This window comes from Janibacter sp. Y6, assembly GCF_040900765.1.
GTDB lineage: Bacteria > Actinomycetota > Actinomycetes > Actinomycetales > Dermatophilaceae > Marihabitans > Marihabitans melonis.
In genome coordinates, this window is record NZ_JAKLYZ010000001.1 from 487,384 (window position 1) to 498,674 (window position 11,291).

The 11,291-nt window shown below is 71.8% G+C and carries 8 protein-coding genes; 5 read left to right on the forward strand and 3 right to left on the reverse strand.

What is annotated here, in order from left to right; genetic code table 11:
* The first annotated feature begins 27 nt into the window (after positions 1-27).
* On the forward strand, positions 28-735 hold the full coding sequence (lipB, locus tag L6241_RS02360; RefSeq protein ID WP_368244601.1) for a lipoyl(octanoyl) transferase LipB: 708 nt from the start codon (positions 28-30) through the stop codon (positions 733-735).
* Positions 732-4,910 carry a malto-oligosyltrehalose synthase gene (treY, locus tag L6241_RS02365; protein WP_368244602.1) on the forward strand — a complete coding sequence of 1,393 codons (4,179 nt, stop codon included), beginning with the start codon at positions 732-734 and terminating at the stop codon, positions 4,908-4,910. Before lipB ends, treY begins: the two co-directional genes overlap by 4 nt.
* A gap of 184 nt (positions 4,911-5,094) precedes the next feature.
* Here the strand turns inward: treY and L6241_RS02370 are convergent, their stop codons facing one another.
* Both L6241_RS02370 and L6241_RS02375 read right to left on the reverse strand, forming a co-directional pair.
* Entirely contained in the window at positions 5,095-6,621 is a 1,527-nt protein-coding gene (locus tag L6241_RS02370; RefSeq protein WP_368244603.1) for an ATP-dependent DNA ligase, read from the reverse strand.
* A gap of 25 nt (positions 6,622-6,646) precedes the next feature.
* Positions 6,647-7,066 (reverse strand): pyridoxamine 5'-phosphate oxidase family protein, encoded by a 420-nt coding sequence (locus L6241_RS02375; protein ID WP_368244604.1) that lies wholly within the window; start codon positions 7,064-7,066, stop codon positions 6,647-6,649.
* 204 nt (positions 7,067-7,270) lie between these two features.
* On the opposite strand from L6241_RS02375, the gene lipA reads away from it, so the two are divergent.
* Together lipA and L6241_RS02385 are read left to right on the forward strand one after the other, a co-directional pair.
* Positions 7,271-8,299, forward strand: coding sequence for a lipoyl synthase (lipA, locus tag L6241_RS02380; protein WP_368244606.1), 1,029 nt, complete (start codon positions 7,271-7,273; stop codon positions 8,297-8,299).
* 13 nt (positions 8,300-8,312) lie between these two features.
* Positions 8,313-9,035 (forward strand): DUF4191 domain-containing protein, encoded by a 723-nt coding sequence (locus L6241_RS02385; protein WP_368244607.1) that lies wholly within the window; start codon positions 8,313-8,315, stop codon positions 9,033-9,035.
* Between the two features lie 135 nt (positions 9,036-9,170).
* On the opposite strand, the gene L6241_RS02390 is transcribed toward L6241_RS02385, so the two are convergent.
* Positions 9,171-9,551 carry an RDD family protein gene (locus L6241_RS02390; protein WP_368244609.1) on the reverse strand — a complete coding sequence of 127 codons (381 nt, stop codon included), beginning with the start codon at positions 9,549-9,551 and terminating at the stop codon, positions 9,171-9,173.
* A 208-nt stretch (positions 9,552-9,759) separates the two neighbouring features.
* On the opposite strand from L6241_RS02390, the gene glnA reads away from it, so the two are divergent.
* A complete protein-coding gene (glnA, locus tag L6241_RS02395; RefSeq protein WP_123093358.1) occupies positions 9,760-11,184 on the forward strand; it encodes a type I glutamate--ammonia ligase in 1,425 nt (474 codons plus the stop codon).
* Positions 11,185-11,291 lie beyond the last annotated feature (107 nt).

The following is an 11,291-nucleotide window of genomic DNA, read 5'->3' on the forward strand; positions in this document are numbered from 1 at the left end:
GCCCGGTAGCGGCGTAGGCTCCGAGACATGCGCTTCGAGCACCTCGGCTTCTCCCCTGATCTCGTCGACTACATGGACGCCTGGGAGCGTCAGAAGCAGGTGCACGCGCAGGTCGTCGCCGGCGAGCGCGAGGACACCGTGCTCCTGCTCGAGCACGCCGCGGTCTACACCGCCGGCAAGCGGACCGTCTCGCACGAGCGTCCCCTCGACGGGACCCCGGTCATCGACGTCGACCGCGGCGGCAAGATCACCTGGCACGGGCCGGGCCAGGTCGTCGGCTACCCGATCGTCCACCTGCCCGACCCCGTCGACGTCGTCGCCTACGTGCGCCGGCTCGAGGAGATGATGATCCGGGTCGCGCGCGACGTCGGGGTCGAGACGACCCGGGTCGAGGGTCGCTCGGGCATCTGGGTGCTCGCCGACGAGCGCGGTCGTGACCGCAAGGTCGGGCAGATCGGCATCCGCGTGAGCCGCGACGTCGCGATGCACGGCTTCGCGCTCAACTGCGACTGCGACCTGTCCTGGGCGCAGTCGATCGTGCCGTGCGGCATCCCCGACGCCGACGTCTCCACGCTCTCCCGCGAGGCCGGCCGCGAGATCACCGTCGCCGAGGTGCTGCCGCTCGTCGAGCGCCACCTCGCCGAGGTCCTCGACTGGTCGAGTCAGATCAGCACCGCGCCCGACGCCACCGCGTCGGCCCCCACCGCCACCGCCTCCGCGACGGGCGTCGCGTGAGCCGGCCCGTCACCGGCACCTACCGACTCCAGCTGCACGCGGGCTTCACCTTCGCCGACGCGGCGACCCAGGTGCCGATGCTCGCGACGCTCGGCGTCAGCCACCTCTACCTCTCGCCGATCCTCCAGGCCGCACCGGGCAGCGCCCACGGCTACGACGTCGTCGACCACACCCGGGTCAGCGCCGACCTCGGCGGTGTCGAGGGCTTCCGCGCGCTCGTCGCGACCGCCCACGAGCACGACCTCGGGGTCGTCGTCGACGTCGTCCCCAACCACATGGCGCTGCCCTCGCCGGAGCACCTCAACGCGCCGCTGTGGCAGGTCCTCGCCGAGGGCCGCGACGCCCCGACCGCGCACTGGTTCGACATAGACTGGAAGGCCGGCGGCGGTCGTCTCGGCCTGCCCGTCCTCGGCGCCCCGCTCGAGGAGCTCGTCGCGGGCGGCCAGATCACCCGCGACGTCCGCGAGGGTCGCCCAGTCATCCGTTACGGCGACCACGTCCTGCCCCTCGTGCTCGGCAGCGAGGACACCGAGGACCTGCCCGAGCTGCTCTCGCGCCAGCACTACCGGCTCGAGCACTGGCGGCACAAGGACGAGTGGCTCAACTACCGCCGCTTCTTCGAGGTCGACCAGCTCATCGCCGTGCGCGTCGAGCTCGACGACGTCTTCGACGCGACGCACGCGCTGCTCCTCGAGCTCCACCACGAAGGGGCGATCGACGGCTTCCGCGTCGACCACCCGGACGGCCTGGCCGACCCCACGGGGTACCTCGACCAGCTGACCGCCGCGTGCCGTCCCGGCACCCCCATCTGGGTCGAGAAGATCCTCGAGGGCACCGAGCGCCTGCCCGACGACTGGCGCTGCGCCGGCACGACCGGGTACGACGCGCTGCGCGTCGTCCAGGCCGCGCTCACCGACCCCGCCTCGGCGCCGACGCTCGACGAGACGTGGGCCGCGACCGGCGGCACCGCCTCCCTCGACGACGCCGTCGAGACCGCGAAGCGGCACGTCGTCGACCGCTCGCTCGCCCCCGAGGTCGAGCGGCTCACCCGGCGCGCCCGGGAGGCCCTGCCGGGTCTCGCGCCCGACCGGCTGCGCGCCGCCGTCGTCGAGATCCTCGTCGCCGGCGAGGTCTACCGCGCCTACGTTCGGCCCGACGAGCGCCCGGCGCCGAGCGACCAGGAGCGCATCGACGAGGCCTTCGAGCGGGCGCTCGCGGCCCGCCCCGACCTCGCGGCCGAGCTCGACTCCCTTCGCCCCCTCACCCTGCTCGCCGACGACGAGGCCGCGGCGACGGACTTCGGCGTGCGCCTGCAGCAGACGTGGGGCCCGGTGATGGCGAAGGGGATCGAGGACACGACCTTCTACCGCTGGCACCGGCTCGTCGCGCTCAACGAGGTGGGCAGCGACCCCGACGTCGTCGCGGACGCCTCTCCCGAGCACATGCACGACTGGGCCCGGCACGCGCAGGCCCACTGGCCGCGCACGATGACGACGCTGTCGACCCACGACACGAAGCGCAGCGAGGACGTGCGAGCCCGCGTCCTCGCCGCCTCCGGGCGCCCGCAGCTGTGGCGCCGGCTCTCCGAGGTCGCGGCGAGCGCCGCTGACGAGGCCGGCGTCGACCGGCCCACCGCGCACCTCGTGTGGCAGACCCTCCTCGGCGCGCGCGGCCTCACCGACGAGCGCCTCGGCGAGTACCTCACGAAGGCGATGCGCGAGGGCAAGGAGCGCACCGCGTGGGTCGACGGCGACCCCGAGCACGAGGCGCGGGTCATCGACTTCGCGACCCGGGCCAACCGCGGCGGTCCGGTGCGCGAGGCGCTCGACGCGGCCGAGGAGCAGCTCGGCGACGACGTGCGCGCCTACGTGCTCGCGGCCAAGCTCCTCCAGCTCACCCTGCCGGGCATGCCCGACGTCTACCAGGGCTGCGCCGGTGTCGACCTCTCCCTCGTCGACCCCGACAACCGTCGCCCCGTCGACTTCGCCGGTCGCTTCGCCGACCTCGCGGACCTCGACGCCTCCGAGACCGACCCGCAGGCGAGCCTGCACCTCGAGAAGCTGCACCTCACCGCGACCGCGCTGCGGCTGCGGCACGACCACCCCGAGCTCTTCGGCGGCGAGGCGACGTACGAGCCGGTCACGACGGGCTCCGAGCACGTCACCGGCTTCGTGCGCTCGGGTCGCGTCGCCGTCCTCGTCACCCGGGCGCCCGGGCGGCTCCAGGACGCCGGCGGGTGGGGCGACGAAGGGGTCGACCTCTCCCCCGGTCGGTGGACCGACGTGCTGAGCGGTGCCGTGCACGACGGCGGTGCGCTGCGCTGCGCCGACGTCTTCGCGCAGGCCCCGGTCGCGCTGCTGGTGCTCGAGGAGACCGGCCCGGACGCCGCCACCACCGGCCCCGAGGCCGCCGCCGCGCAGGAGCAGGCCCCGGCCGACCTCGGCCCCCACCGCGTGTGGGCCCCGGACGCCGAGCAGGTCGAGCTCGTCCGTGCAGGTGACGACGGTGAGACCCGCGAGCCGATGGTCCGCGAGGAGGGCGGCTGGTGGCGCAGCGATGCCGACCGGGTCGACGGCGAGCGCTACGGCTTCGCGCTCGACGGCGGCGAGACCTCGCCCGACCCGCGCTCGCTCGCGCAGCCGGACGGGCCGATGGGTCTGTCCCAGGTCGTCGACACCTCCGCCTTCACGTGGACCGACGAGCACTGGCAGGGGGTCCCCCTTCGCGGTGCGGTGATCTACGAGCTGCACGTCGGCACCTTCACGCCCGAGGGCACGCTCGACTCCGCGGTCGAGCGGCTCGACCACCTCGTCGACCTCGGCGTCACCGTCGTCGAGCTCATGCCGGTCGCGACCTACCCCGGCCACCACGGCTGGGGCTACGACGGCGTCGACATCTGGGCCGTGCACCCCGACCTCGGCGGTCCGCAGGCGCTGGCGCGCTTCGTCGACGCCGCGCACGCGCGCGGGCTCGCCGTCTGCCTCGACGTCGTGCACAACCACCTCGGGCCGAGCGGCAACACGCTCATCCGCTTCGGGCCGTACTTCACCGACACCCACATGACCCCGTGGGGGCCGGCGCTCAACCTCGACGGCCCCCGCGCCGACGAGGTCCGCCGCTACCTCGTCGACCACTCGCTCATGTGGCTGCGCGACTTCCACGTCGACGCGCTGCGGCTCGACGCCGTCCATGCGCTCGTCGACGAGAGCGCGGTGCACGTGCTCGAGCAGCTCGCCGAGGCCGTCGACGACCTCGCCGACGAGCTCGGCCGCGAGCTGCTGCTCGTCGCCGAGTCCGACCGCAACGACCCCGCGACGGTCGTGCCGCGGTCGGCCGGGGGCTTCGGCGGGCTCGGCCTGGCCGGGCAGTGGGCCGACGACGTGCATCACACCCTGCACGTCCTGCTCACCGGCGAGACCCAGGGCTACTACGAGGACTTCGCCGCGCCAGAGGCTCTCGACACCCTCGTCGCCACCCCCTTCTTCCACGCCGGGACGTACTCGAGCTTCCGCGGGCGCACGCACGGGCGTCCGGTCGACCCCGAGCGGACGCCGGGCTGGCGCTTCGTCGCCTCGCTGCAGACCCACGACCAGGTCGGCAACCGCGCGAAGGGGGATCGCCTCACCCACCTCGTGAGCACCGGTCGCCTCGCGTGCGGGGCCGCGCTGCTGCTCACCGGGCCGTGGACGCCGATGCTCTTCATGGGCGAGGAGTGGGGTGCCTCCACCCCGTGGCAGTACTTCACCGACCACACCGAGCCCGAGCTCGCCGAGGCCGTGTCACGCGGCCGGGCGGCGGAGTTCTCCGCGCACGGCTGGGGTGGTGACGTGCCCGACCCGCAGTCGCCCCAGACCTACCGCGACTCGCAGCTGCGCTGGGAGGAGACGACGCAGGAGCCGCACGCCCGGGTGCTGGAGTGGTACCGCACCCTCGTCGGCCTGCGCCGCGGCGTGCCGGACCTCTCCGACGCCGACCTCACGAGCGGATCGGTCGAGCGCGACGGGGACGTCGTGACGATGCACCGCGGCGCGTGCGACGTCGTCGTCAACCTCGGCACCGAGCCAGTGCGTCTCGAGGTCGGTGACGTCGAGCTGCTCGCGGCGTGGGAGGCGAGCCTCGAGGGCTCGACCCTCGTCGTCCCCGCCGACGCCTGCGCGGTCCTCCGCCGGTCCTGAGCGGCCCGGCTGGTCGAGGTGCGAGGGCCGCCAGGCCTGAGCCTCGAGACCACCCGAGGTCATCGCTGGTCGAGGTGCGAGGGCCGCCAGGCCTGAGCCTCGAGACCACCCGCAGCCCTGGCTGGTCGAGGTGCGAAGGCCGCCAGGCCTGAGCCTCGAGACCACCCGCCCTCGCCGCGACGCGCTACCCCAGCGCCCGGACCGTCTCGATCGTGTCGGCCTGCTCAGCGGTCTTGTCCTCGCGGTATCGCAGCACCCGCGCGAAGCGCAGCGCGACCCCGCCGGGGTAGCGCCGCGAGGTCTGCACCCCGTCGACGGCGATCTCGACGACCTGCACCGGGTCGACGTGCACGACGTGTCCCTCGCGCCCGGTCTCGAGCGCGAGGAAGCGCTCGGTCTGCCACGCGAGCGTCTCGTCGGTCATCCCCTTGAAGGTCTTGCCGACCATGACGAGCTCGCCGTCCTCCCCCTTCGCCCCGAGGTGGATGTTCGACAGCAGCCCACGACGACGGCCGCTGCCCCACTCGACCGCGAGGACGACGAGGTCGAGGGTGTGGCGGGGCTTGACCTTCGTCCACGCGCTGCCGCGCCGCCCGGCGGCGTACGGGGCGTCGAGGTCCTTGACGACGACGCCCTCGTGGCCGGACGCGACGGCCTCGTCGAAGAAGCGCCGCGCCTCGCCCTGGTCGGAGGTGAGCAGCCCCGGCACCCGTGACGACTCCGGCACGAGCTCGAGCAGCACCTCGCGCCGGGTCGCGTACGGCTCGTCGAGCAGGTCGCGGCCGTCGACATGCAGGACGTCGAAGACGAAGGTCGTCAGCGGGGTCGCCTCGCGCAGCGCCTCTACGGAGCGGCTCGACGCGGTCCGCGCCCCGGTCTCCTGGAAGGGACGCGCCCGGCCGTCGGGGTGCAGCGCGATGGCCTCGCCGTCGAGGACGAGGGTGGTGGCGTCGAGCGCCTCGGCGACCTCGACGACCTCGGGGACGCGCTCGGTGATGTCGTCGAGGCTGCGCGTGTAGACCCGCACCCGGCCCGCGGGGTCCTTGTGCACCTGCACCCGGATGCCGTCGACCTTCGTGTCGAGCACGACCGGCGTGCCGGCGACGAGCTGGGGCACCTCCTCGATCTCCGCGGCCGAGCCGGCAAGCATCGGCTGGATCGCCCGACCGGGCTCGAGGCGGACCTCCTCCAGGCCCTCCTCCCCCGACGTCAGCGCGATCTCGACGGCGAGCGGCAGGTCGCCGGCGAGCATGGCCGCGCGGCGCAGCGTCGGCTCGGGCACGTCGGCGGCGAGCGCACCCGCGGCGAGGAGCACCCCCTCGAGCGAGCCCTGCCGCACCTCGCCGAGGAGCAGCCGGCGCAGGTACTCCTGCTCGTCCTCGCTCGCCCGGCCGAAGAGGTCGGCGAGGAGCTGGGTGCGCGTGGTGCGGCTCGTCGTGCCGGCGAGCGCGGAGAGGGTGTCGTCGACCTCGGCGACCGTGAGCGATGGGGCGGCCGCGGGCGCGGGGAGGTCGGCCAGGCTGCGCCAGCCGACGCCGACCCGTCCCTGCGGGAGGGCACCGGCGAGCCAGGAGGCGACGGTGCGCACCTGGGCGGGCGGCGTCTCGCGCAGCACCTGCGCGACGAGCTCGGTCTTGGCCGTGCGCGACCGGGTGGCCCCCACGGCGCGGGAGACCTCGACGACACGGCTCAGCGGGATCGGCTCGCTCACGCGGCCACGCTATGCCGCACCACCGTCAGCCGCGCCCGATGTGCTCCCACGGCTTGTCGAGCGCGAAGCGTCGTCCGGTGACCTCGTCGGCGGAGATCTCGACGACCGTGTGCTTGTCGCTGCCGACCCACGGGCGAAGGGGGATCGACTCGGCCCGGTAGGCCTCCTGGCCCTCGAGGACGCGGGCGGAGCCGCGCACGACGACCGACCAGGCCTCCTGCGCGCCGATCCCGTCGATCTCGAAGGCGACGTCGCTGTCCATGACGACACCGAGCAGCTTGTTGCCCTCGGCGGTGCGGAAGAGGATCGTCTCGCCGTCGACGGCGTAGTTCACCGGGGTGATGTGGACCTCGCCGGCGAGGTGGAAGGCGAGCCGGCCGAGCTCGTGACGGCGCAGCAGCCCCCAGCACTCCTGGCTGCTCAGCCTCGTGGTGACGTCGGTCATCTCAGGTGCCTCCTCGACTGGGTCCCTCCTAGTACTACGTACTGTAGTACTAGGAGGGAAGATCGGCGACCCCGTCGACGCTGTACCTGTCGGGCTGCTCCGCGACCGCGGGGCGAAGGGGTGTCCCCCACCGGGCGTACCCTGGTGACCTGGGCCACGAACCCCCTTCGCCGCCCACACCCGATCTACCCAGGAGGGTTTGCGTTGACCGTCGCACCCGAAGGCCGCCGCATGCTGCGCGTCGAGGCGCGCAACGCCGAGACGCCGATCGAGCGCAAGCCGAGCTGGATCCGCACGACGGCGAAGATGGGCCCCGAGTACACCGCGCTCAGCTCGATGGTGAAGTCCGAGGGCCTGCACACGGTCTGCCAGGAGGCGGGCTGCCCCAACATCTTCGAGTGCTGGGAGGACCGCGAGGCCACCTTCCTCATCGGCGGTGACGTGTGCACGCGTCGCTGCGACTTCTGCGACATCGCGACCGGTCGCCCGACGAGCCTCGACATGGACGAGCCGCGCCGCGTCGCCGAGTCCGTCCAGCAGATGGGTCTGCGCTACTCCACCGTCACCGGCGTCGCCCGCGACGACCAGCCCGACGGCGCCGCGCGCCTGTACGCCGAGACGATCCGCGCGATCAAGGCACTCAACCCCGGCACCGGTGTCGAGATCCTCCCGCCCGACTTCGGCGCCAAGCCCGAGCTCGTCGGCCAGGTCTTCGACGCCCGGCCCGAGGTCTTCGCACACAACCTCGAGACGGTGCCGCGCATCTTCAAGCGCATCCGCCCGGCCTTCACCTACGACAAGTCGCTGAAGGTGCTCTCCATGGCCCGCGAGGCCGAGCTCGTGACGAAGTCCAACCTCATCCTCGGGATGGGCGAGGAGGACCACGAGATCGAGCAGGCGATCCGCGACCTGCACGAGGCCGGCTGCGACATCCTCACGATCACCCAGTACCTGCGCCCCTCCCCGACCCACCACCCGATCGACCGGTGGGTCAAGCCCGAGGAGTTCGTCCACTGGAGCGAGCTCGCCGAGGAGATCGGCTTCAAGGGCGTCATGGCCGGGCCGCTCGTGCGCAGCAGCTACCGCGCCGGCCGTCTCTACGTCGGGGCCATGCGCCGCTGGGGTCGCGAGATCCCCGCGGAGCTCGCCCACCTCGCCGAGGACACCGGGTCCGCTCGCCAGGAGGCCTCGACTCTCCTCGCGGCGGGCAAGACCGGCGCGGCCACCGCGTAGGATCGGGCGCACTATGGCACGACAGGACAACCCGGCAGCTCCGAGCGAGACCCGCAACCCCTTCAAGCGCATCGCGCAGGTGCACCGCACCGTGCGCACGATCGACCCGAAGATCACGCTGTGGATGCTCGGGGCCTTCGTCCTCGTCATCGCGGTCGGGCTGCTCATCGGCTTCGCCTTCGGCCACCCGTGGCTGACGATGATCGTCGCCGTACCGGCGGCGATGCTCGCGGCGATGATCGTCCTCGCCCGTCGTGGTGAGCGTGCCGCCTTCCGCCAGATGGAGGGCCAGAAGGGCGCCGCGCTCGGTGGTCTGTCCGCGCTGCGTCGTGGCTGGTACTACGACCAGGAGCCGGTCGCGGCCGACGCGGCCCGCGCCCAGGAGCTCGACAACGCGGCCATCGTCTTCCGGGCGCTCGGTCGTCCCGGCGTCGTCCTGCTCGCCGAGGGCCCGAAGGGGCGCGCGGCCAAGCTGCTGGAGAAGGAGCGCAAGAAGGTCGTGCGCGTCGCCCCCGGCGTGCCCGTGTACACCTACCACGTGGGCACCGGCGAGGGTGAGCTCCCCGTGCAGAAGATGCGCTGGACCCTCACCCGCCTCAAGCCGGCGCTGTCCAAGCAGGAGCTCATCGTCGTCAACAAGCGCCTGAAGTCGCTGCCCGGCATCCGCCAGGGCATCCCCGCCGGCGTCGACCCCACCTCCGCCCGGATGAACCGCAAGGCACTCCGCGGCCGCTGACCGTCACCGCACGTCGACGAAGCCCCGAGACCGTTGGTCTCGGGGCTTCGTCGTTCGTCGGTCGAGGTGCGCGGCCTTCTGCTGGTCGAGGTGCGACGGGCCCGCCAAGGCCCGAGCCTCGAGACCACCAAAGCCTCAGACGCGGACGAGCCTCGTGCCGGCGGCGCGGTCGTGGAGGCCGACGTTGTCGCGGTCGGTGACGACGGCGGGGATGACGATGCACAGCAGCGCGGCGCGCACGACCCCCTGGACGACCGAGATCCGAGGGCGGGCGACCGGCACGACCTGCATGCCGAGCAAACGGTGCCCGAGGGACCCGCCGGCGAAGGTCACGAGCAGCACGTGCTCCACGAAGAGGACGAGTAGCGGGTAGAAGCTCTGCCCGGTCGGGGTGATGTCGACGACCTGCCCGATGAGCCCGAAGGTGATGGCCAGGCACGCGGCCCAGTCGATGACGATGCCGACGAGACGTCGTCCGAGGCCCGCGGGCCGGGGCGTGGAGGTCGAGGAGGTCACGGCTACGAAGGGTAGCCGTGCCGGATGACGGGACCGCTCCCCCTTCGCAGGCCCCTCCTCGGTACTGTGTGTCTCACGGATCGGGACCGCCGTCTCACGTAACACCTGTGAAACACACGAGTCATGGTCGGGTAACTGCCCCGACCTACGGTGGTCGCATCAACGCGAGGCTGGCCGACAGATCAGCCGACATCACCAGGAGGATGGATTGTTCAGCAACGCTGACGAGGTCCTGTCGTACATCAAGGACGAAGACATCAAGTTCGTCGACATCCGCTTCTGCGACCTGCCGGGCATCATGCAGCACTTCAACGTGCCGGCAGAGACTGTGGACGAGGACTTCTTCACCGAGGGGCAGATGTTCGACGGCAGCTCCATCCGGGGTTTCCAGGCGATCCACGAGTCCGACATGAAGCTCGTGCCCGACGTCAAGACCGCGTTCGTGGATCCCTTCCGCGAGGAGAAGACGCTGGTGATGAACTTCTCCATCGTCGACCCCTTCACCGGTGAGCCGTACTCGCGCGACCCGCGCAACATCGCCGCCAAGGCCGAGGCCTACCTGAAGTCGACCGGCATCGCCGACACCGCCTTCTTCGGCGCCGAGGCCGAGTTCTACGCCTTCGACGACGTGCGCTTCAAGACCGACGCGCAGAGCAGCTTCTACCACCTCGACTCGATCGAGGCCGCGTGGAACTCCGGCCGTGAGGAGGAGGGCGGCAACAAGGGCTACAAGACCCGCTTCAAGGGCGGCTACTTCCCCGTCCCGCCGGTCGACCACTTCGCCGACATCCGCGACAAGATGTGCGTCAACCTCGCCAAGGTCGGCATCGAGGTCGAGCGCAGCCACCACGAGGTCGGCACCGCGGGTCAGCAGGAGATCAACTACCGCTTCAACACGATGCTCCGTGCGGGCGACGACGTCATGAAGTTCAAGTACGTCATCAAGAACACCGCCTGGGACCTCGGCAAGACCGTGACCTTCATGCCGAAGCCGATCTTCGGCGACAACGGCTCGGGCATGCACACCCACCAGTCCCTGTGGAAGGACGGCGAGCCGCTCTTCTACGACGAGCAGGGCTACGGCGGCCTGTCCGACATCGCCCGCTGGTACATCGGTGGTCTGCTCAAGCACGCCCCGGCGCTGCTCGCCTTCACCAACCCGACGGCGAACTCCTACCACCGCCTCGTGCCCGGCTTCGAGGCCCCGGTCAACCTCGTGTACTCCGCGCGCAACCGCTCGGCCTGCATCCGCATCCCGATCACGGGCAGCAACCCCAAGGCCAAGCGCGTCGAGTTCCGCGTGCCGGACCCGTCGAGCAACCCCTACCTGTGCTTCGCCGCGCAGCTCATGGCCGGCCTCGACGGGATCCGCAACCGGATCGAGCCGCCGGACCCGATCGACAAGGACCTCTACGAGCTCCCCCCGGAGGAGCACGAGGCCATCGAGCAGGTCCCGACGACCCTCCCCGGCGTCCTCGCCGCGCTCGAGGCCGACCACGAGTTCCTGCTCGAGGGCGACGTCTTCACCCAGGACCTCATCGAGACCTGGATCACCTGGAAGAAAGAGAACGAGGTCGCTCCGCTCCAGCTGCGTCCCCACCCGCACGAGTTCGAGATGTACTTCGACATCTGATTCCGGGGTCTTCGTGACCTGCGGCTAGATGCCTGAAACGGCGTCTGACCTGCGAAAACGTCTTCCGACGTCTTCCAGCGTCAGGCGCCGTTTCTCATCCTTGTGCG